This is a genomic window from Conexibacter woesei DSM 14684 (assembly GCF_000025265.1).
Classification (GTDB): domain Bacteria; phylum Actinomycetota; class Thermoleophilia; order Solirubrobacterales; family Solirubrobacteraceae; genus Conexibacter; species Conexibacter woesei.
The window spans coordinates 442,746-463,841 of the sequence record NC_013739.1 but is presented as its reverse complement, the minus strand read 5'-3'; the positions used below and the strand labels follow the sequence as shown (position 1 = coordinate 463,841).

19 protein-coding genes are annotated in these 21,096 nt (G+C 74.5%); 3 read left to right on the top strand and 16 right to left on the bottom strand.

The features are described from left to right. Positions 1-60 precede the first annotated feature (60 nt). Positions 61-1,098, top strand: coding sequence for a TetR family transcriptional regulator C-terminal domain-containing protein (locus CWOE_RS02250; protein WP_160165464.1), 1,038 nt, complete (start codon positions 61-63; stop codon positions 1,096-1,098). Positions 1,099-1,105: 7 nt separating this feature from the next. On the opposite strand, the gene CWOE_RS02245 is transcribed toward CWOE_RS02250, so the two are convergent. Further along, positions 1,106-1,744, bottom strand: coding sequence for a TMEM175 family protein (locus CWOE_RS02245; protein ID WP_012931938.1), 639 nt, complete (start codon positions 1,742-1,744; stop codon positions 1,106-1,108). A gap of 69 nt (positions 1,745-1,813) precedes the next feature. Between CWOE_RS02245 and glnA the strand changes: the two genes are divergently transcribed. Beyond that, the gene (gene glnA / locus CWOE_RS02240) at positions 1,814-3,271 is read left to right on the top strand and encodes a type I glutamate--ammonia ligase (RefSeq protein ID WP_012931937.1); all 1,458 of its coding nucleotides are present in this window, start codon (positions 1,814-1,816) and stop codon (positions 3,269-3,271) included. Here glnA and CWOE_RS02235 read toward each other — a convergent pair. Together CWOE_RS02235 and CWOE_RS02230 are read right to left on the bottom strand one after the other, a co-directional pair. After that, positions 3,259-4,671 carry an MFS transporter gene (locus CWOE_RS02235; protein ID WP_012931936.1) on the bottom strand — a complete coding sequence of 471 codons (1,413 nt, stop codon included), beginning with the start codon at positions 4,669-4,671 and terminating at the stop codon, positions 3,259-3,261. The two genes, glnA and CWOE_RS02235, sit on opposite strands and share 13 nt — an antisense overlap. A 211-nt stretch (positions 4,672-4,882) precedes the next feature. After that, a complete protein-coding gene (locus tag CWOE_RS02230) occupies positions 4,883-7,774 on the bottom strand; it encodes an ATP-binding protein (protein ID WP_012931935.1) in 2,892 nt (963 codons plus the stop codon). 100 nt (positions 7,775-7,874) lie between these two features. Here CWOE_RS02230 and CWOE_RS02225 point away from each other — a divergent pair, with 100 nt between their 5' ends. Further along, positions 7,875-8,504, top strand: a complete 630-nt coding sequence (locus tag CWOE_RS02225; protein ID WP_012931934.1) for a TetR/AcrR family transcriptional regulator — start codon at positions 7,875-7,877, stop codon at positions 8,502-8,504. Positions 8,505-8,551: 47 nt separating this feature from the next. On the opposite strand, the gene CWOE_RS02220 is transcribed toward CWOE_RS02225, so the two are convergent. The 13 genes from CWOE_RS02220 to CWOE_RS02160 are packed head-to-tail and all read right to left on the bottom strand — an operon-like array spanning position 8,552 to position 21,095. Continuing rightward, positions 8,552-9,514 (bottom strand): VOC family protein, encoded by a 963-nt coding sequence (locus tag CWOE_RS02220; protein WP_012931933.1) that lies wholly within the window; start codon positions 9,512-9,514, stop codon positions 8,552-8,554. 34 nt (positions 9,515-9,548) lie between these two features. Then, positions 9,549-10,742, bottom strand: coding sequence for an NAD(P)/FAD-dependent oxidoreductase (locus CWOE_RS02215; RefSeq protein ID WP_012931932.1), 1,194 nt, complete (start codon positions 10,740-10,742; stop codon positions 9,549-9,551). Continuing rightward, positions 10,739-12,379: a long-chain-fatty-acid--CoA ligase gene (locus CWOE_RS02210; protein ID WP_012931931.1), complete on the bottom strand. Its 1,641-nt coding sequence runs from the start codon at positions 12,377-12,379 to the stop codon at positions 10,739-10,741. Before CWOE_RS02210 ends, CWOE_RS02215 begins: the two co-directional genes overlap by 4 nt. Then, positions 12,376-13,425 carry a 4-hydroxy-2-oxovalerate aldolase gene (gene dmpG / locus CWOE_RS02205; protein WP_012931930.1) on the bottom strand — a complete coding sequence of 350 codons (1,050 nt, stop codon included), beginning with the start codon at positions 13,423-13,425 and terminating at the stop codon, positions 12,376-12,378. Before dmpG ends, CWOE_RS02210 begins: the two co-directional genes overlap by 4 nt. Next, positions 13,422-14,306, bottom strand: coding sequence for an acetaldehyde dehydrogenase (acetylating) (locus CWOE_RS02200; protein WP_012931929.1), 885 nt, complete (start codon positions 14,304-14,306; stop codon positions 13,422-13,424). The genes dmpG and CWOE_RS02200 overlap by 4 nt, the downstream gene beginning before the upstream one ends. Next, a complete protein-coding gene (locus CWOE_RS02195) occupies positions 14,303-15,094 on the bottom strand; it encodes a 2-keto-4-pentenoate hydratase (protein WP_012931928.1) in 792 nt (263 codons plus the stop codon). The genes CWOE_RS02200 and CWOE_RS02195 overlap by 4 nt, the downstream gene beginning before the upstream one ends. Further along, complete coding sequence (locus CWOE_RS02190; RefSeq protein ID WP_012931927.1) at positions 15,091-16,014, bottom strand: NAD(P)H-dependent flavin oxidoreductase; 924 nt, start codon at positions 16,012-16,014, stop codon at positions 15,091-15,093. The genes CWOE_RS02195 and CWOE_RS02190 overlap by 4 nt, the downstream gene beginning before the upstream one ends. After that, positions 16,011-16,841, bottom strand: coding sequence for a 3-(cis-5,6-dihydroxycyclohexa-1,3-dien-1-yl)propanoate dehydrogenase (gene hcaB, locus CWOE_RS02185; RefSeq protein WP_012931926.1), 831 nt, complete (start codon positions 16,839-16,841; stop codon positions 16,011-16,013). Before hcaB ends, CWOE_RS02190 begins: the two co-directional genes overlap by 4 nt. Beyond that, the gene (locus CWOE_RS02180; RefSeq protein WP_012931925.1) at positions 16,841-17,344 is read right to left on the bottom strand and encodes a 3-phenylpropionate/cinnamic acid dioxygenase subunit beta; all 504 of its coding nucleotides are present in this window, start codon (positions 17,342-17,344) and stop codon (positions 16,841-16,843) included. Before CWOE_RS02180 ends, hcaB begins: the two co-directional genes overlap by 1 nt. Continuing rightward, a complete protein-coding gene (locus CWOE_RS02175; RefSeq protein ID WP_012931924.1) occupies positions 17,341-18,624 on the bottom strand; it encodes an aromatic ring-hydroxylating oxygenase subunit alpha in 1,284 nt (427 codons plus the stop codon). The genes CWOE_RS02180 and CWOE_RS02175 overlap by 4 nt, the downstream gene beginning before the upstream one ends. Before the next feature lie 40 nt (positions 18,625-18,664). Next, on the bottom strand, positions 18,665-19,015 hold the full coding sequence (locus CWOE_RS02170) for a non-heme iron oxygenase ferredoxin subunit (RefSeq protein WP_201447121.1): 351 nt from the start codon (positions 19,013-19,015) through the stop codon (positions 18,665-18,667). Continuing rightward, entirely contained in the window at positions 19,012-19,860 is an 849-nt protein-coding gene (locus CWOE_RS02165) for an alpha/beta fold hydrolase (protein ID WP_012931922.1), read from the bottom strand. Before CWOE_RS02165 ends, CWOE_RS02170 begins: the two co-directional genes overlap by 4 nt. Further along, positions 19,857-21,095 carry an ABC transporter substrate-binding protein gene (locus CWOE_RS02160; protein ID WP_012931921.1) on the bottom strand — a complete coding sequence of 413 codons (1,239 nt, stop codon included), beginning with the start codon at positions 21,093-21,095 and terminating at the stop codon, positions 19,857-19,859. Before CWOE_RS02160 ends, CWOE_RS02165 begins: the two co-directional genes overlap by 4 nt. Position 21,096: the final 1 nt, after the last annotated feature.

The following is a 21,096-nucleotide window of genomic DNA, read 5'->3' as shown; positions in this document are numbered from 1 at the left end:
GACGGAGTGAATACGATTGAGACGGAGATGTCAACACCACGAAGCGGTATGTTCAGCCCCGTGCCCAGGAGACCCAGCGAGCAGACCTGCGCCGCGTGGCTGTGGCGCCGCCTCAGCGACGACGGCCGTCACGCCTACTGTCCGCGGTGCGGCGCCGACCGCCCCTTCAGGCTGCGCCGCGGCGACATCCGCTACGCCTGCAGGGTCTGCGAGATGGCGCTCGACCCGCGTGCCGGGACGGCGTTCGAGGGCTCGCGAACGCCGCTGGGGACGTGGTTCGTCGCGACCGCGATGCTGCGCGAGGACCCGCAGCTCACGCCCACCGCCCTGGCGGCGGAGGCCGGCGTCTCCTACGCGACGTCGTGGCGGATGCTGCGCCGCCTGCGCGAGCTGCCGGCCGGCGCCTTCGAGCTGCGCGCCGGCCTCGGCGACGAGCCCGGTCGCGAGCCGTCGACGCGGGTGTCGCTGCCCAGCGACGACCTGATCGCCGACCCGAAGCTGACCTCGATCCTGCGCGGCGCGGCGACCGCGATCGTCGCGCGCGGCTTCGCCGAGACGCGCATCAGCGACATCGCGGACGAGGCCGGCGTCTCGGCCGCGACGGTGCTGCACCACTTCCGCACACGTGAGGCCGTGCTGCTGGCCGCGCTGCGCTGGGCCGGCGCCGTCGCCACGATGCAGCTCTCAGAGGAGCTCGACCCGGACGCCTCCGCGCGCGACTGGCTGCGCAAGTCGGTCGGGTCGATCCTCCCCGCCGACGAGGAGCAGCGCGCCGAGGCCGTGCTCCAGCTCGAGTGCTGGAACGTCGCGCTGCACGAGCCCGAGCTGGTCGTCCACACCGAGGACATCGCGCGGCGCTGGCGTGCGACGCTGGCCGAGCTGGTGCAGCACGGCATCGACCGCGGCGAGTTCTCCACCGCTGCGCCGGCGGCCGACGTCGCCGACCTGATCGCCGCCGCCCTCAACGGACTCTGGCCGAAGGTGCTGCTCGGCTTCGAGGACTACCCGCGCGAGCGCTGCATCGAGCTGGCCGAGACGCTGCTCGACACGCTCCTGCCGGCCGGCGCCGCGCGGGCGGCGCCGCCGGTCGCGCGCTGAGCCGCGGTCACCGGCCGCGCGCCCGCGCCCACAGGCGCGCCACGCGCGGGCCGCCGAGGAACAGCGCCAGCCACGTGTACGGCGCTGCTCTCGGGGCGGCGAGCGCGACCGGGATCGAGCAGAGGAAGACGAGCCCCGGGAAGAACGAGGCGAACAGCCGCGCGCGGGGGTCGCGCCCGTGCCCGGGCGCCAGCAGTCTGCGGCGCAGTGCGACCCACAGCATCGCGGTGTCGGCCGCGCTCGCCGCGATCACGTTGGCGGCGTACGCCACGACCGCGGCCTCGACGCCGCCGTAGCGGCCGAGCAGGCCGGTCGTGAACGGCATCAGCGAGATGAACGAGAGGAACGCGAGGTTCAGCACCAGCAGCGTCGAGTCGAAGCGCCGCAGCACGCCGAAGAAGCGGTGGTGGCCGAGCCAGAACGCGCCGATCACGGCGAAGCCGATGAAGTACGACATCACCTGCGGGCCGAGGTCGCGCAGCGCGTCCGGCAGCTCGCCGTCCGCCACCTCGGGCACGCCGAGCCCGAGCACCAGCAGCGTGATCGCGATCGCGAAGACGCCGTCGGAGAAGGCGACCGCCCGCTCGTAGCCGACGGAGCCCTCGTCCTCCACCTCGTGCTCGTGTTCGCGCTCGCCGGCGGTCATCTCCCGCGCCCTGTCTATCAGGTGGCGGGCGGCCGGTTCAGGCCCACACGCCGGGGGCATAGATCTTGTGTGTCGGATCTGCACAGCCAGGGAGCTGGTCCGGACGACGTCGCCGCCTTCGCGCGCGAGCACGACGCGCGGCTCGTCGACCTGAAGTTCACCGACCTGCCCGGCACGTGGCAGCACTTCGCGGTCGCGGCGCGCGAGCTGGAGGAGGACCTGCTGACCGCGGGCGCCGGCTTCGACGGCTCCTCGATCCGCGGCTTCCAGTCGATCGACGAGTCCGACATGCTGCTCGTGCCGGATCCCTCGACGGCCGTCATCGACCCGTTCCACGAGCAGCCGACGCTGTCGCTCGTGTGCGACGTGCGCGATCCCGCCACCGGCGCGCCGTACTCGCGCGATCCGCGGCACGTCGCGCGCAAGGCCGAGCGGCACCTCGCCGCGTCGGGCGTCGCCGACACCGCCTTCTTCGGGCCCGAGGCCGAGTTCTACGTCTTCGACCACGTCGCGTACGCGCAGCAGGCCAACCGCGCCTTCTACGAGGTCGACTCGGGCGAGGGATTCTGGAACGCGGGTGCGGGCTTCAGCAGCAACGGCGAGCGCCTGACGCCCAACCTCGCGTCGCGCAACCGCTCCCAGCAGGGCTACTTCCCCGCACCGCCGCTCGACACGCTCGCCGACCTGCGCGGCCGGATGGCGCTGACGCTCGAACGCATGGGCGTCGTCGTCGAGGTCCACCACCACGAGGTCGGCGGCCCCGGCCAGGCCGAGATCGACCTGCGCTTCCTGCCGCTGCTGCAGATGGCCGACGCAGTCCAGCTCTACAAGTACGTCGTCCGCAACGTCGCCCGCCGGGCCGGCAAGACCGCGACGTTCATGCCGAAGCCGATCTTCGCCGAGAACGGCTCCGGCATGCACACGCACCAGTCGCTGTGGCGCGCCGGCGAGACGCTGATGTTCGACGCGGACGGCTACGGACTGCTGTCGGAGCTCGCGCGGCACTACGTCGGCGGGCTGCTCGCGCACGCACCGGCGCTGCTCGCGTTCAGCGCGCCGACGACGAACTCCTACAAGCGGCTCGTGCCCGGCTACGAGGCGCCGGTCAGCCTCCTCTACTCACAGCGCAACCGCTCCGCCGCGGTGCGGGTGCCGGTCTACTTCAGCTCCCCGAAGAGCAAGCGCGTCGAGTTCCGCTCGCCGGACCCGACCGCCAACCCCTACCTCGCGTTCGCGGCGATGCTGATGGCGGGGCTGGACGGCATCCGCCACCGCACCGAGCCGCCGGACCCGGTCGACGCGAACCTCTACGAGCTGCCGCCTGAGCGCCAACAGAGCATCCGGCAGGCGCCGACCTCGCTCGACGCCGTGCTCGACGCGCTCGAGGCCGACCGCGACTTCCTGCTCGACGGCGACGTCTTCACGCGCGACCTGCTCGATGCGTACGTCGCGCACAAGCGCGCCGAGATCGACGAGGTGCGGCTGCGCCCGCATCCGTGGGAGTTCGCGCTCTACTACGACAGCTGAGGCGGATCCGCCGCGCGCGCGCCGAGCAGCAGCGCCGCGACGAGCGCGGCCGCGAGCATGATCCCCGCCGACACCAGCAGCGCGGGGCCGAAGCCGGAGACGACCGCGACGGTGTTGAACAGCGCCGTGCCGAGCGCGCCGCCGACCTGCTGCGCCGCGTTGAACGTCGCCGACGCGCTGCCCGTGTCGGCGACCTGCACGCCCGCCGTCGCGAGGCTCGTCGCCGCGGTCAGCACGACGCCGAGGCCGACGCCGATCACGAGCTGGGCGGGGACCAGGTAGAGCGCGAGGACGTGCTCGCTGTCCGCCTCCAGACGCGACAGCAGCAGCAGCCCGGCGGCCATCGCGAGCAGGCCCGGCACGATCAGCGTGCGCGCGCTGACGCGTGACAGCAGCCGCGCCGCGATCAGCAGCGAGCCCGTGAGGCTGCCCGCGACCAGCACCATCACCGTCAGCCCCGCCTCGACGGGCGTGTAGCCCAGCACGGTCTGCGCGTAGTAGCTGAGGAACAGGAAGCAGCCGAACAGTGCCGCCATCATCAGCGTCGTCGTCAGGACTGCGCCACCGCGCACGCGGTCGACGATCACGCGCAGCGGCAGCAGCGGGTCCTTCGCGCGCGACTCCGCGACGACGAACAGCGCCAACAGCAGCACGCTCGCGGCCAGCATCGCGACCACGAGCGGGTCGTCCCAGCCGCGCGGTCCCGCCTCGCCGAAGCCGTAGACGAGCGCCGCCAGCCCGCTGACGCTCAGCAGCGCCCCCGGGACGTCGAGCCGGCCGGCGCCGCCCGCGGGCTCGTCGCGGTGCACGAACGGGAGGCCGAGCAGCGCGACCGCGGCGATCGGCACGTTCGCCCACAGGCACCAGCGCCAGTCGAGGAACTCGGTCAGCACGCCGCCGGCGAGCAGCCCGACGCCCGACCCGGCGGCGCCCATCGCGCCGTAGACGCCGAACGCCCGGCCGCGGTCGTGCGGATCGGTGAAGGTGAGGATCAGCAGCGACAGCGCCGCCGGCGCCATGCCCGCCGCGAACGCTCCTTGCAGCACGCGCGCGCCGACCAGCATCGGGGCGCCGGTCGCCGCGCCGCCGAGCGCGGAGGCGCCCGCGAAGCCGATCAGGCTGACGAGAAACGTGCGGCGATGACCGAAGATGCCGCTGATCCGCCCGCCGAGCAGCAGCAGCCCGCCGAACGCGAGCGCGTAGGCGGTGATCGCCCACTGCCGGTCGGCGTCGGACATCCCCAGGTCCGCCTGCATCGACGGCAGCGCGATGTTCACGATCGTGCCGTCCAACACGATCATCAGCTGCGCGAGCGCGATCACCAGCAGCGCCCACCACCGCCGCCCGCGCCGACGTGCTTCCGCGGCGCCGTCCTGCTCCTGCTGCGTCTGCTGCTGCATGCCCGTCCCCATCTCTAGTACGTCGTACCGGTACTAGTACACTGTACTAGTCGGCCGGCGGCGGGCGGCGACGGCAGACGACGCAGCCGCAGACGCAGCCGCAGAGATGTGGCCGCGAGACGCGCGAGAAGTCGAGGAGGCGAGGAGGCGAGCGCGTTGCTCGACGAGACCGGCAGCGGGCGGCGCGCGGCGGGCGCGCGGCGCCAGGGGGTCACTCGGCGCGGCGAGCGGCGGCCAGCTCGAAGCGCGAGCGCAGCCCGAGCTTCGCCAGCGCATGCGAGACGTGCGTCGCGACCGTGTGCCGGGAGATCACCAGACGCTCGGCGATCTGCGGGTTCGACAGCCCCTCCGCGGCCAGCTCGGCGACGCGCCGCTCGCTCGGCGTCAGCGCCTCCCAGCCGTCGGTCGCGCGGGTGCGGCTGCCGCGCCGGCCGCGCCGCAGGCCGCCCGCGCGCAGCCGGCCCTCGGCACGTGCGGCGTCGCGCCGCGCACCCAGCCGCGCGTAGGCCTCCAGCGCCTCGTCGGCGAACGCTCGGGCCCGGTCGAGCCGCCCGGCGGCGACGAACGCGACCGCCGCGTCCTCGTATGCGAGCGCTCGCTCATGCGGACGCGGGCCGTCGGGATAGCGCTCGGCCGCCCGCGCCAGAGCGTCGGCCCCGTCGCCGGCGCCACCGCCCGCCGCGTCGCCGTCGCGGCCGCTGCCGCCGGCGAGCGCGCGGCAGCGCAGCGCCAGCGCCTCGATCGTCTCCAGCTCCGGGTTGCCGCGGGCGAGCGCCTCGACGGCCGCGGCGACCTCCGCGCCGCGCGCGGCGTCGCCGGCGGCGGCGAGCATCCGCGCGAGGTCGGGCGCGAAGGTGCGCTGCTCGCCGACCGCGCCCGCCGCGCCGACGCGCGTCCACGCGCTCCACAGCGTCTCCAGCGCGCCGTCGCGATCGCCCTCCGCCTCCTGCACCAGCGCCTGCGCCCACGCCGGCCAGCCGAGGCGGAACTCCGGCGCACCCGCCGCGAGCGCCTGCGTCGCGGCGTCGACCAGCGCGCGCGCCGCCTCCAGCTCGTTGCGCCGCGCGAGCAGCACCGCCCGCGTCGCGAGCACGTCGACCGTCCAGCCGATGTCGGACTCCTCGCTCAGCGCCGAGGCGGTCTCCAGCTCCGCGAGCGCATCGTCCCAGCGGCCGGCGAGCATCAGCGGATAGCCCGCGTAGTGATGCGAGTTGCGCAGCGTCTCCTCCATCCCCAGCCGCTCGTACACGCGGCGGCCGGCAGCGACCGCCGCGACGCCGTCGTGCGGCCGGTCGCAGTCGGCCAGCGCGAGCGCGTGGTTGAGGTGCGCGTGCGACGCGTGCTGGACCTCGCGCCCGCCGTCCTGCACCGCAACGGCGACCGCCCGCGCCGCCAGCCGCTCCTGCTCGGCGAACTCGCCGCGAAAGCCCGCGACGTGCGCGCGGCGCGTCAGCGACACCGCGACGACGTGGGTCGCGCCGGCCTCCTCCGCGACCGCCTGCGCGTGCCGCGCCTCCGCCGCTGCGGCGTCGAGGTCGTGCGCGAGCAGCGAGCCGATCGTCGCGTACGCCAGCGCCTCGGCGCGGTCGACCGCGCCGACGCCCGGCGATTCGGCGGCGCGCCCGGCCTCCGCGAGCGCGTCGAAGAGGCGCCCGCGTTCGAGCAGCGAGCGCGCCAGCGCGAGCCGCAGCGCCCCCTCTCCGGGCGAATAGGCGCGATCGTCCAGCACGCAGCGCGCCAGCGCCTCGCCGTCCTGACGCCGGCCCGCGGCGACGAGGCTCAGCGCCAGCTCCGCCTCCAGCCGCCCGCGCGCGGGATCGCCGGGCGCGGCCAGTTCGAGCGCGGCCTCCAGCAGCTCGGCGGCGACGCCCGCGCTGCGCGACGCCGCCTCCCGCGCGGCGCGCTCCAGCCACGCGACCGCCTCGGCGTCACCCGGCGCCGCTCCGCGCACGAGGTGCTCGGCGACCGCGGCCGCGTCGGCGCCCGCCGCCGCCAGCGCGCGCCCTACCTCCAGGTGCAGACCGGCGCGCACGCTCCGCGGCAGGTCGTCGTAGAGCGCCTCGCGGACGACGTCGTGACCGAAGCCGAGGCGTTCGCCGCGCTCGACCAGCGCGCCCGCCGCCAGCGCCTCCCGCACCGGCGCCGACAGCGCCGCCACCGGCCGCCCCGTCAGCGCCGCCAGCTCGGCGAGCGCGAACTCCGAGCCGAGCACCGACGCCAGCCCGAGCAGCTCGACCGTCTCCGCCGGCAGCGCCCGCAGCCGGCCGAGCACGGCGAGCGCGAGCGACGCGGGCACGGGGTCCGCTGCGCTCGCGATCTCGGCCTCGCCGCCGGCGCTTCGCTCGATCGCGCCGCCGGCTTCGAGCGCGTCGACGAGCACGCTGACGAACAGCGGGTTGCCACCGCACGCCGCCACGCGCGCACGCAGGTTGGTGCCGGGAGGGCCGCCCGCGAGACGAGCGGCGAGCGCGTCCGCGGCCGCCGCGTCCAACGGCGCCAGCACAAGCTGGCGCGCACCGCGCTCCAGCGAGCGCGCGACGGCGCGCTCGACCGCGGCGCGGCGCGGCGCCACGCGTGCCGTGCAGAGGACCGCGAGCGGCAGCTCGGCGGCACGTCTGGCGAGCCGCCCGAGCAGTTCCAGCGACTGCACGTCCGCCCACTGGAGGTCCTCCAGCACCAGCAGCGCCGGCGCCTCGCAGCACAGCTCCTCGACGAGCGCGAGCAGCGCCTCGCCGATCCCGAACGTCAGCTCGCCGCCGCCGCGCAGGTTCGGCTCGTCGGGCTCCGGCGCCGGGGTCGCGTCGGCCGCGAGCAGCCGCGCGACCGCCGTGTGCCGGGCGTCGTCGCTGCGCCCGCCGACGCCGAGGCAGTCGACCAGCACGCCGAACGGGCGGTGGCGCTCCAGCTCGTCCGCGCCTGCCGACAGGACCGCCATCCCGTGCTCGCGCGCGACGTCCGCCGCGGAGGCGACGAGCGCCGACTTGCCGATCCCGCCCTCACCCTGGAGCCACGCGAGCGCGCCCTCGCCGGCGCTCGCGGCCGCCACCAGCTCGGCGAGAACGGCGACCTCGCGCGCACGACCGAACAGCTCGACCCGAGTCATCCGCGTCCATTCTCACGGATCCCCGCGGATCGCGGCTCGCCTCGCCCGGCGCACCTCGCGCGGTCGTCTATCGGTCTATCGACCGAGATAGACTTCAGCGATGGTCACGAGCCCCCGTACCCCTCCTCCGGCCGACGACTCCGACTGGGACCGCAAGCGGCGCGACATCCTCAACGGCGCCGCCGAGGTCTTCTTCGAGCACGGCTTCGAACGCGGCACGACGAAGGAGATCGCCGAGCGCGTCGGGCTCAGCCAGCCGTCGATCTACCACTACGTCGGCGCGAAGAAGGAGCTGATCGCCGAGATCGCGCGGCAGGTCGACCGCGACTTCACCGAGGCGCTCGAGCGCGGCCTGCGCGACGCCGCCGATCCCGCCGAGCAGCTGCGCAACGTGATCGTGGCGTTCACCGAGGCGCTCGCCGTCAACAGACTGACGTGGGCGGTCTACTGGCAGGAGCAGCGCGCGATCCCGGCCGACGTCGCCGAGGCCGTCTACGACTCGCAGCTGCAGTACGTGCGCCGCGTCGACGACGTCGTCAGACGCTGCCAGGAGGCCGGCGTGCTGCCGGCCGAGCACCCGACCCACGTGCTGACCGAGGCGATCCTCGGGATGCTCAGCTGGACCTACCGCTGGTACAAGCCCGAGGGCCGCTACGGCCCGGAGGAGCTGGCCGGCGCCTTCTCGGACCTGCTCGGGCTGAGAGCGGGGGCGGCCGCGCCGCAGGGCTGAGCGCCCCGCGCGTCGCGGCGGCCGCCGCGACGCGCGGCTCAGGCGGCTCAGGCGGCCGCGCCGCAGGGCGTGGTCTCGTCGAAGACGTGGCCGCGGCCGGGCGTGTACTCCGGCCCCCACCAGACGAGCCCCTCCCTGATGTCGCGCTCGGTCCACTCGACCGGCTCCCAGTCGGGGTCGTAGATCTGGTACCCGCCGGTGAACAGCTCCAGCCGATGGCCGCTGCCCGGGTCTCTGAGGTAGCAGAAGAAGCCGCGGCTGACCCCGTGCATGCCGGGCCCGAGGTCGATCGCGAGGCCCTGGTCGACCGCGATGTCGGCGGCGCGCATCACGTCGTCGCGCGTGTCGAACCAGTAGGCGAGGTGGTGCAGCCGCCCGTCGCGGCCGGCCAGCTCGCGCGTCAGCGCGACGTCGTGCACCTGCGAGGTGACCGCCATCCACGACGAGACGATCCCGCGGCCGGTCGGGCGGATGAACTCGCGCAGCTGCATCCCGAGCTGCTGCGACAGCCACTCGGTGCCGGCGTCGACGTCGCGCGCGGCGACGTTGACGTGGTCGATCCGCCGCGGCGACATCCCGCGCCGCCACATCCGCGAGACGCTGCTGCCCAGCCGCGAGCGGATCTCCTCGGCGGCCGGCGGCCGGTCGACGTCGAAGTAGATCTCGTACGGGTGGCCGCCGGGGCTCGAGAAGCGGATCGCGTCGCCCTGCCCGGCCTCGGTGCCGGCGGGGACGCGCTCGACGGCGACGCCGCCGGCCTCCAGCCGGGCCGCGAACGCCTCCACGTCGCCAGGCGCCGACGCGCGCCAGGCGATGTGGTCGACGCCGGTCTCGCCCGCACGCAGGCTGAGCGAGTGGTGCTCGCGCTCGCCCCACGCGCGCAGGTGGACGACGCCGTCGGCGCGCTCGACCTCGTCGAGCCCGACGACGTCGCGGAAGAACCAGAGCGAGCGCTCCAGGTCCGGGGTCGAGAGGGCGATGTGCCCGAGTTTCACGAGGCGGGGGGTCATGGTGCTCCTCCGGGTGATGTCGATGCGGTCTTGGTCACGCGGCGGCCGCCGCGTGCAGATCGGCGGCCGCGAGGCCGCCGTCGAGACGGCGACGCAGACGGCGGAAGGCGCGCGGGCTGTCGAGCGCGACGACGCCGCTGACGTGCGGACCGTCGACCCATGCGGCGGCGAACGGCCCGTCGTCGAGCGCGCCGTCGAGCAGCTCCAGGCCGCCGCGCGGCCAGCCGGCGAGGTGGAGCACGTGCGGCCCCAGCTCGGAGGCGACGAACGGCACCGGTGCGAACGGCACGCCGCGCGGGCCGTGCAGCAGCCGCCGCGCCGCCGCCGCGCCGTGCAGCTCGGCGTGCTCCCAGTGCTCGACGCGGACGCGCCGGCCGCAGCCGGGATGCCACCAGCGCGCGACGTCGCCGGCCGCGACGACGCGGCTGCCGGCGGTCGCGCACTCGGAGTCGCAGACGACGCCGTCGCGGCAGACGAGACCACTGCCGGCGAGCCAGCCGGTCGCCGGGCTCGCGCCGATCGCGACGAGCACGTGGTCGGCTTCGAGCAGCGTGCCGTCGTCGAGCGTCACGCCGGCCTCGGACACGGCGCTGACGCCGCGCCCGCAGCGCAGCTCGACGCCGAGCGCGCGCAGGCGGGCCGCGAGCGCGTGCGCGACGGCGGCGCCGAGCGGCGCTGCCAGCGGCGCCGCGGCGCCCTCGATCACGGTCACGTCGAGCCCGCGCGCACGGGCGCCCGCCGCGACCTCGCAGCCGATGAAGCCGCCGCCGACGATCGCGAGGCGGCCGCCGGTCGCGAGCGCGGCGTTCAACGCGGCGGCGTCCTCGAGCGTGCGCAGGCGGTGGACCGGGACCTCGCAGCCGGGCAGCGCGCGCGGCGCCGCGCCGGTCGCGACGACGAGGCCGTCGTAGGCGAGCCGTTCGCCGCCGTCGAGCCGCAGCTCGCGAGCGCCGAGGTCGAGAGCGGCGGCGCGCGTCCCCAGCCGCCAGGTCGCATCGAGGTCACCGAGGTCGAGCGCCAGCGACACCGCCAGCTCGGCCGGGGCGACCGCGCCGCCGAGCGCCGCCTTCGACAGCGCCGGGCGCTCGTACGGCAGGTGCGGCTCGGCGCCGACGATCGTCAGCTCGCCGTCGAAGCCCTCCGCGCGCAGCGTCCGCGCGGCGGACAGGCCCGCGAGCGATCCTCCCGCGATCGCGACGCGGGCACCCGGTGCGTGGAGCGCGGTCATGGCCTCGCGGGCGCGTCGCTCGCCGAGCGCGTCAGCTCGATCTCCAGCTCGCCGTCCTGGAGCTGGCGCCGCAGCGCCTTCTTGTCGAACTTGCCGACGCTCGTCTTCGGCACCGCCGCGACGAACGCGACCCGCTCGGGCAGCCACCAGCTCTGCAGCCGCTCGGCGAGGAACGCGCGCAGCTCCCCGGGGCTCAGCCGCGCGCCGTCGCGCAGCGCCACGCAGACGAGCGGCCGCTCGAACCAGCGCTCGTCAGGCACGGCGATCACGGCTGCCTCGGCGACCGCGGGATGCTCCATCGCCGCCGCCTCGACCGCGACGGAGGAGATCCACTCGCCGCCGGACTTGATCACGTCCTTGAGCCGGTCGCTGATCTCGATCCAGCCGGATCGGTCGACGGTGCCGACATCCCCGGTGCGCAGCCAGCCGTCGCGGAAGCGGTCGGCGCCGCGGCCGTTCCAGTAGGAGCCGACGACCCACCAGCCGCGCACCTCCAGCTCGCCGGCGCTCTCGCCGTCGGCCGGCAGCGGCGTGCCGTCCTCGGCGACCGCGCGCACCTCGACGCCGGCGATCACGCGCCCGGTCCGCGAGCGCCAGCCGATCGCCTCCTCGCGGTCGGCGCCGGCCGGCGGGCGGGCGAGCGCGAGCAGGCCGTTCTCGGTCATCCCGAGCGCCTGCGTGACGGGCACGCCCCAGCGCCGGTCGAACTGCTCGACGACGGCGCGCGGGACGGGCGAGCCGCCGCTCATCAGCAGCCGCAGGCTCGACAGATCCAGTGCCCGGCCCTCGCCGCAGCGCAGCACGTCGGCGAGGATCGTCGGGACGCCGGCCGCGACGGTCGGGCGCTCCTGCTCGATCAGCCGGATCAGGTGCTCGCCCTGCACGTGGCGACCGGTCAGGACGAGGTCCGCGCCGGCGAGCCAGGCGGTGTACGGCAGCCCCCACGCGTTGACGTGGAACATCGGCGAGATCGGCATCACGACGTCGTCCCGGCTGATCGCGAGCGTGTTCGCCGAGCACTCGCCGAGCGAGTGCAGCACGACGTGGCGCTGCGTGTACGCCGCGCCCTTCGGCTCGCCGGTCGTGCCGGTCGTGTAGCAGAGCGTCGCGACGTCCAGCTCGTCGCCGTCGCGCCATTCATACGTCTCCGGCCGGCCGTCGACCAGCGCACCGTGCGGCGTCCACGGCCGGTCGAGCGCCGCCAGCGCGGCGTGCGCCGCGTCGTCCACTCCGCCGACGACGACGACGTGCTCGACCGGCCCGAGGTCGACGCCGGCGAACGCCGGCAGCATCGTCGCGTCGAGCACCAGCAGCCGGTCCTCCGCGTCGGCGAGCACGAACGTCAGCTGCTCGGCGGACAGGCGCGGGTTGACGGTGTGGATCGTCGCGCCCATCGCCGGGATCGCGAGGAACGCGGCGAGGTGCTCGCGCGTGTTCCACAGCCCGACGCCGATGCGGTCGCCGGGGCCGAGGCCGAGCGACTCCAGGCCGGCGGCGAGCCGTGCCGCGTCGGCGACGACGTCGGCGTAGGTGCAGCGCTCGACACGCTCGCCGTCGTAGCAGCGCACGACGCTGTCGGCGTGGATCGCCGCGCCGTGGCGCAGCAGCGCCGCGATCGACAGCTGGTACGGCGTCATGCGGCCTCCTCCTTGCGCGCCGCCGCGAGGTCCGCGGCGATCGCGATGATCTGGTCCTCCTGCCCGCCGACGAGCCGGCGCTCGCCGCACGCCAGCAGGATCTGAGCGGTCGACACGCCGTAGCGCTCGGCGGAGCGCTCGGCGTGCTTGAGGAACGACGAGTAGACGCCGGCGTAGCCGAGCAGCAGCGCGCCGCGGTCGAGCGTGCACTCGGCCGCCATCGCCGGGCGCACGACCTCCTCCGCCGCGTCGGCAAGCGCGAGCACGTCGAGGCCGGTCTCGATCCCGAGCTTCTCGCAGACGGCTGCCAGCGCCTCCGTCGGCGTGTTGCCGGCGCCGGCGCCGAGCCGCCGCGTGCAGCCGTCGACCTGCGCCGCGCCGGCGCGGACGGCGGCGACCGTGTTCGCGATCGCGAGGCCGAGGTTCTCGTGGCCGTGGAAGCCGACCTGCGCGTCGTCGCCCAGCTCGGCGCCGACCGCCTCGACCCGCTCGGCGACCTGCTCCAGCACGAGCGCGCCAGCCGAGTCGACGACATAGACGCACTGGCAGCCGGCGTCGGCCATCACGCGCGCCTGCGCGGCGAGCACGTCGGGCGGCTGCGAGTGGGACATCATCAGGAAGCCGACCGTCTCCAGCCCCAGCTCGCGCGCGAGCCCGAAGTGCTGGATCGCGACGTCGGCCTCGGTGCAGTGGGTCGCGACGCGGATCACCTCGACGCCGAGGTCGGCGACGGCGCGGATGTCGTCCGCGGTGCCGACGCCGGGCAGCATCAGCGCGGCGATCCGCGCGCGTCTCGCCGTCGCGACCGCGGTCGCGATCAGCTCGCGCTCGGGCGTGCCGGAGAAGCCGTAGTTGTACGAGCTGCCGCCGAGCCCGTCGCCGTGCGTGACCTCCAGCACCGGCACGCCGGCCGCGTCGAGCGCGGCGACGACGTCGCGCACCTGCTCGCGCGTGAAGCGGTGGCCGACGGCGTGCGAGCCGTCGCGCAGGCAGGTGTCGGTGACGCGCACGTCGAGCCGCGCGGGCGCCTGAGCCGCGGCGCTCATCGCGACGCCCCCGCGCCGACGCGCAGGCGCGCCAGCTCGTCGCCGACCTTCGCCGCGGCCGCGGTCATGATGTCGAGGTTGCCGCTGTACGGCGGCAGGAAGTCGCCCGCGCCCTCGACCTCGAGCAGGACCGCGACGCGGTCGCCGTCGAACTGCGGCTCGGTCAGCAGCCGGTAGCCGGGCACGTACTCCTGCACGTCGGCGACCATCTCACCGATCGAGCGCGCGATCGCGTCACGATCGACGCCGGGCGGCAGTGAGCAGTAGACGGTGTCGCGCATGATCATCGGCGGCTCGGCCGGGTTGAAGACGATGATCGCCTTGCTGCGTCTCGCCCCGCCGACTGCGGCGACGGCGGCGGCGGTCGTGCGCGTGAACTCGTCGATGTTCGCGCGCGTCCCCGGGCCGGCCGAGACGGACGCGACCGAGGCGACGATCTCGGCGTACTCGACCTCGGCGACGCGGCTGACGGCGGCGACGATCGGGATCGTCGCCTGCCCGCCGCACGTGACCATGTTGAGGTTCGGCTCGCCGAGGTGCTCGCGCAGGTTGACGGGCGGCACGACGTACGGCCCGAGCGCGGCCGGCGTCAGGTCGACGGCGAGGATGCCAGCCTCGCGGTAGCGCGGCGCGTTGGCGGCGTGGACGTAGGCGGAGGTCGCCTCGAACAGGATGTCGGGCAGCTCGTCGCCGTCGAGCAGCGCGTCGACGCCCTCGGCGGTCGTCTCGAGGCCCTCGGCCTGCGCCCGCGCGAGCCCTTCGCTGGCGGGGTCGACGCCGACCATCCAGCGCGGCTGGACCCACTCCGAGCGCAGCAGCTTGTACATCAGGTCGGTCCCGATGTTGCCGGAGCCGACGATCGCGGCGGTGGCCTTCCTCATGCTGCTCCCTCCACGTGGAACGCGACGTGTCCGAGACGGTCGAAGTCGGCGCGCACGACGTCGCCGGGCGCGATCGGCTCCATGCGGGTGCACGAGCCGGGCAGGACGACGTCGCCCTCCGCCAGCTCGACGCCGAACGTCGCGACCTTGTTCGCCAGCCACGCGACGGCGGTCAGCGGGTTGCCGAGCACGGCGGCCGTCGAGCCGGTCTGGCGGATCTCGCCGTTGATCGAGAGCGACGCGCCGACCGTGCGCGGGTCGAAGTCGACGAGCCGCAGCGGGCGGCCGCCGAGCACGAGCGCGCCGGAGGAGGCGTTGTCGGCGACGGTGTCCTCGATCCGGATCCGCCAGTCGGCGACGCGGCTGTCGACGATCTCCAGCGACGGCAGCACGCAGTCGACCGCGCGCACGACGTCGGCGACGGTGACGCCCGGCCCCGCGAGCGAGCGGCCGAGCACGAACGCCGGCTCGACCTCGACGCGCGGCGCGATGAAGCGGTCGGCTGCGAGCGCTTCCTCCTCGTACGCGAACATGTCGTGCAGCAGGTGGCCGAAGTCCGGCTCGTGGACCCCGACCTGCTGCTGCATCGCCTTCGACGCGAGGCCGACCTTGTGGCCGCGCACGCGGGCGCTGGCCGCGACCTGGCGGCGGACGTTGAGCAGCTGAACCTCGTACGCGTCGGCGATCGTCATGCCGTCCCAGCGCTCGGTCAGCGGCGCGATCGGCGTGCGGCTCGCGGCCGCCTCGGCGAGCGCGTCGGCGGCCTGCTGGCGTTCCTCGGGTGTCATCGTGCTGTGGCCTCCTCGTACTGGTTCGCCAGCTCGTCGACGAGCTCGGCCGTGGTGCAGATGCGGGTCGCGCCGGCGAGGCCGTGGCCCGCCGCCCAGACGTCGCGCCAGCGCTTGCGCTCCGCGCCGGCGATCCCGGAGAAGTCGATCGCGCGGCCGTCGCCCCCGCCGTTCTCAGCGGCTGCCGCGGCGAGACTCGGCGCGAGCCAGTTCGCGGGCGCGCCGGTGAGCCGGTCCGACTGCACGACGTCCGCGAGCGCGCAGGCGACGACCATCTCGCGGTAGGCGTCGGGCACGAGGCTCTCGCGCGTCGCGATGAAGCGCGTGCCGACGTACGCGAGATCGGCGCCGAGGACGCGCGCGGCGGCGATCGCGCGGCCGTCGGCGATGCCGCCGGACAGCACGAGCGGCCCGCCGAACGAGGCACGCAGCTCGTGCACGAACGCGAACGGGTTGTACGAGCCGGTGTGGCCGCCGGCGCCGGCGCTGACGAGCACGAGCCCGTCGGCCCCGGCCGCGAGCGCCTTCTCCGCGTGGCGCGTCGTGCTGACGTCCGCGAGCACGACGCCGCCGTAGGCGTGGACCGCCTCGATCACGGCGGCCGGGCTGCCGAGCGCGGTGATCACGAGCGGCGGGCGGTGCGCCTCGATCGCCTCGACCTCCTGCGCGAGCCGCGCGTAGGTGCGGTGCGCGACGAGGTTGAGCGCCCATGGCGCGTCGCCGGGTCCGAGCCCGGCGCGGATCGCGCCGCACCACTCGTCCAGCTCCTCGACCGTGCGCGCGTTCGGCGCCGGGAAGGCGCCGATCACGCCCGCGCGGCAGGCGGCGAGGACCAGGTCGACGCCGGAGACGAGGAACATCGGCGCGGCGATCGCGGGCACGCGCAGCCGTTCGGTGAGCGCGTCGAAGGCGACGCTCATCGGGCCGCTCCCGCAGCGGCGGCGCGCGCCGCCCCGCCGCCGCGCACCTCGACACCGCCGTCGGAGCGCAGCACCGACGCGGTCATGAAGGACGACTCTTCGCGCGCGGCGAGCAGCACGTACAGCGACGCGTGGTCGGCCGGCTCGGCGACGACGCCGAGCGGCAGCTGCTGCGCGATGGCATCGGTCAGCTGCTCCTGCTCGTCGAGCCGGCGCTCGCCGAGGCCGAGCGCGGCGGGGCCGCGCAGCGCGGTGCGGGTCGCGCCGGGCGCGACCGCGTTGACGCGCACCTCCGGCGCCAGCTCGAATGCGAGCTGGCGCACGAGCCCCTCGACGGCGTGCTTGGAGGCGACGTACAGCGGCCCGCCGCCGCCGGCGAAGCGGCCGCTCGGCGAGCCGGTCAGGATCACCGCGCCGCGGCTGGCGACCAGCGCCTCGCGCGCGGCGGCGACCGCGAGCACGCAGCCGAGCACGTTGACGTCGAGCAGCTCGCGGTAGGTCGCGACGAGCGCGTCGTCGTCGTAGCGCTCGAGCGCGCGGCCGTAGTCCCACACGCCCGCGTTGCAGACGAGCGCGTCGAGCCCGCCGAACGCGGCGACCGTGTCGGCGACCGCGCGCCGCTGGTCAGCGGCGCTGCGCACGTCGCCCTCGACCACCCGCACGACGCCGTCGCCGAAGCGCTCGCGCAGCGCCTGCGCCGGGCCGGGGCTGCGCTGCAGCACGCCGACGCGCGCGCCCTCCGCGACGTAGCGCTCCACCACAGCGAGCCCGATGCCGCTGCCGCCGCCGGTCACGAGCGCGACCTGTCCCTCCAGCCGGCCCGCCATCAGAGGAACGTGTTGAGGTTCTTGGCGGGCAGAATGTTGTGTCTGATGACGACGCGCCGGCGTGCGATCAGGAGCCCGTCCGGGGTCCGCCGCAGGACGTCCTCGCGGCGGCCGTAGAGGACGTCCTCGTCCTTCTCGTAGCGCCAGCGGTGGCAGACGATGACCGAGTGCGCGAGCAGCTCGTCGGGCCGATCGGCGGGCTCGACCTCGACGTTGGAGACGAGGTGCAGGTGGAGCGTCGGCGGGTTCTCCGCCCAGGCGGTGTCGGAGGTGAAGCGCGCGATCCGGCGCGCGAGGTCCTCGCGGCCGTCGTCGAAGTACGCCATGTGGCCCGCGCTGAACGCGCCGAGCCTGTCGCGCCGGTTGCGGTTCTCGATCCCCGGCACCCAGTAGTGGACGTCGTCGGCGAGCAGCGCGAGCCACTCGTCGTAGCGCTCGCCGTCGAGCAGCCGCGCCTCGCGGTTGAGGAACGCCTCGACCTCGTGCTGGACCTCGGGGCTCACCGCTCGTCCTCCAGCAGCTCGGCCCAGCGCGCGTAGAAGGCGCGCTGGTTGGCGTCGTTGATCTGCGAGCGGAAGACGTTGCCCGGCAGCTCGGGATGGTCGATGCGGCTGTCGAGCCCGAGCGCGTAGTGCAGCGGCTGGCGCCGCGTCACGACGCCCTCGTTCGTGCGCGTCGAGTACTCCCAGTTCTCGCCGTCGTCCATCTCGAACACGCCGGAGGGCGAGAAGGTCATCATCGCGCCTCTGCGGTACGCCTCCTTGACCTCCTCCGGCGCGTTCCTGTTGACGAGCACCCACGTGTGCAGCTCGGTCAGCCCGGGGCCCTTCGGGACCCACGTGCGCCACGTGTTCTGGCCCGGCAGGAACGACAGGTTGGGGAAGACGTTGACGGACGAGATCGAGCCGACCATGCGGGCGCGCAGGTCGCCGAGCCGCTCGCGCACGTGCGCGTCCTGCTCGCGCAGGTAGTCGAGCACGCGGCGGTCGCCGAACGTCGCGGCGTTGCCGACGGTGTCGAGGTTGAACTCCCAGCCGTGGCCGTTGACGTTGACCTGGTAGGACTCCTCCTCGGCCAGCTCGGGCACGCTCTGCCCGAGCATCGCGTTCGCGCCGGAGTCGTGCGTCCAGCCGGCGTGGAGCGCGTCGCCGGCGAAGTTCTCGGCCGCGAGCTTCCAGTTGCAGCGCATCACCGAGCGGATCGAGCCGCCGACGAACTCGGTGCCGCCGGGGTCGTTGTCGAGCACGACGTCGAGGTACCAGCGGAAGTCGCCGAGGTAGTCGCCGAGGCTCGGCGCCTGCTCGTCGAAGGTCGCGAAGACGAGGCCCTTGTACGTGTCGATCTGCGCGACGGGCGGCAGGCCGATCCCGCTCGCGTCCCAGCCGGGCTCGCGGTCGTAGGCGCTCGTCTCGTGGATCCCGCGCAGCCTCCCGTCGAGGCCGAACGCCCAGCCGTGGTAGTTGCACTGGAACGAGCGCGTTCTGCCCGCCTCGGCGTGGCAGACGCGGTTGCCGCGGTGCGGGCACGAGTTGAGGAAGGCGTTGATCGAGCCGTCTCTCTGGCGCACGACGATGACCTGGTCCTGCCCCATCCACGCCTGCACGAAGTCGCCGGGCTCGGGGACCTGGCTCTCGTGCCCGACGAACATCCAGCAGCGCGCGAAGATCCGCTCCAGCTCCAGCTGGTAGAGCTCGGGCGACACGAAGATGCGGCGGTCGATCCTGCCGGCTGCCGTGTCCACGAGATCGGACGGCCGCAGTCGGTCGGTGGCCGGGTACGTCACTGTTCTCTCCACTCGATTGATCTATTGATCGAGACCGATACTAGGAGCGCGCCGGGGCACTGTCAAGCGCCCAGACGACCCCGTCCTCGACCGCGACCTCGTACGTGCGCAGCGCCCGCGTGACCGGGAAGCACAGCGGCTCCCCGGAGCGCACGTCGAACGCGCCCATGTGCACGGGGCAGACGACCTCGCAGCCATCGAGGTCGCCCTCGGTCAGGCTCGCTCTCGCGTGCGTGCAGGTGTCGTCGGTGGCGTGGAAGACACCGTCGACGTTGTAGACCGCCAGCGGCGGGCCGTCCTCGCGGACGACCCGTCGCATCTCGCCCGGCGCCAGCTCGCCGACGCGGCACAGCGGCACGCGCCCGCCGCGCCGCGCGGCCGGCGCGCTCACCACGCACCCCCGTCGCCGAGGAAGTCGGTCACCAGCCGCAGGAACTGCCGCCGGCGCTCCACCTGCACCCAGTGGCCGCAGTCGCCGAACGCGTGCAGCTCCGAGCCTGCGATGCAGCGGTGGATCCGCAGCCCCAGCTCGAACGGGACGACGTGGTCCTCGCGCCCGTGCACGACCAGCGTCGGCAGCTCGATCGTCCGCAGCGCCTTCTCCGGCACCCCGCGCACGATCGTCTCGGCGCCGTCCGGCGCGGGCGCCGGGATCAGCTTGCGGAACGCCTCCTGCGCGCCCGGCCGCGCGCTCGCCTCGTAGCGCGCCTGCACCATCGCGTCCGTCACGAACGCGCGGTCGTGCGGGAACAGCTCCAGCAGCGCGCGCATCGCCGCCGGGCTCGGCTCGTACTCCCAGCCGGCCCGCAGGCCGGGCGTCAGCGCGAACTCGCCGGCCGGCGTGCCGAGCAGGACCATCCGCGAGATGCGGTCGGAGTGGCGCAGCGCGGCGGCGAGCGAGATCCCGCCGCCGAACGAGTTGCCGACGAGCGCCGCGCGCTCGATCCCGAGCGCGTCGAGCACGCCGATCAGGTGGCTGACCCAGACCTTGATGTCGTACGCGCCGTCGGGCTTCAGCTCGGTCAGCCCGAAGCCGGCGATGTCGGGCGCGACGACGCGGTGGCCGGCCGCCGCGAGCGGGCCGATCACGTCGGCCCAGTTGGCGTGCGCAGAGACGCCGGGGCCGGAGCCGTGCAGCAGCACGACGGGCGGCCCCTCTCCCTCCTCCATGTAGTTCGTGCGATGGCCGGCGGCGTCGATCGTCAGGCCGCGGGCCGATTCGAGCGCGGCGCTCATCTCGCCGTCCCCTCGATGATCTCGCCTTCGAGGTCGTACGTTCTGCCGTCGAATCGGGCGATCTGCATCGCCTGCAGCGGGTAGCCGTCATCGGGACCGGTCGTCGCTCTGATGCCCGGCAGCAGCATCGATGAGGCGACGTCGAGGTCGCGCGCGGCGGCCATGAAGCTCTCGCGCGTCGGCTCTTCCATCTGCTTCAGCGTCTCGATCAGCGTCGCCGTCTCGGCCCACGCGATCAGCGCGAACGGATCGTCGACGGCGACGTCGGGCGCCCACCTTCTCATCGCCTCGAGGTACGCCTTGACGTCGGCGTCGCCGCTGAATCTGGGGTTGTTCGGATCCTTGTAGTAGGCGGCGGTGACGAGCCCTCTCGCGGCGTCGAGCCCGGCCGGCTCCAGCGTCTGCCCCGGCGAGGACGAGATCGAGTCGAGCACGACGGTCGGGTCCCAGCCGAGGTCGTGCTTCTCGGCGATCGCCTGCGCGGCGAACTTCGGCGTCGTGAACAGCACGAGCGTGTCGGCGCCGGCGCTCTTGAGGCGCGACACCTGCGAGGCGACGGAGGGGTCGGTCACCTCGTAGCTCTGCTTGTCGACGACCTTGACGCCGCTGCCCTCCAGCGCCGGCTCGAAGCCCGCGAGGTAGTCCTTCCCGAGCGCGTCGTTCTGGTAGAGGATCCCGACCTTCGCGTCGGGGTGCTCTCGCTTCAGCCACGCGGCGTAGATGCGGCCCTCGGTGACGTAGTCGGGCGCGAAGCCGATCGACCACGGGAATCTCTCCGGGTCGGCGCCGAACAGCGAGACGCCGCTGGTGACGAACGCCTGCGGGACGTCTCTGTCGTTGAGGTAGTCCATCGTCGCGACGCTGACCGGCGTGCCGCCGGTGCCGAAGATCGCGAAGACGCCGTCGCGCTCGACCAGTCTGCGCGTCGCCTGCAGCCCTCTCGTCGGGTCGTAGCCGTCGTCGAGCGTCTCGAACGTGATTCTGCGACCGTCGACGCCGCCCGCCTCGTTGACCATCGCGAAGTGGGCTCTCATCGACTTCGCGAGCGTCGCGTACGCCGACGCCGGCCCGCTGTACGGGAACGTGCCGCCGAGCTTGATCTCGGTGTCGGTGATGCCGGGGCTCCCGGCCTCGCCCGCCGTCGTCTCGCTCTCGCCGCTGCGGCCGCAGCCGGCGGCGCTCAGGGCAGCGACCATCAGCGCCGCGATCGCGGCGCGACTGAACCTCATCGACATC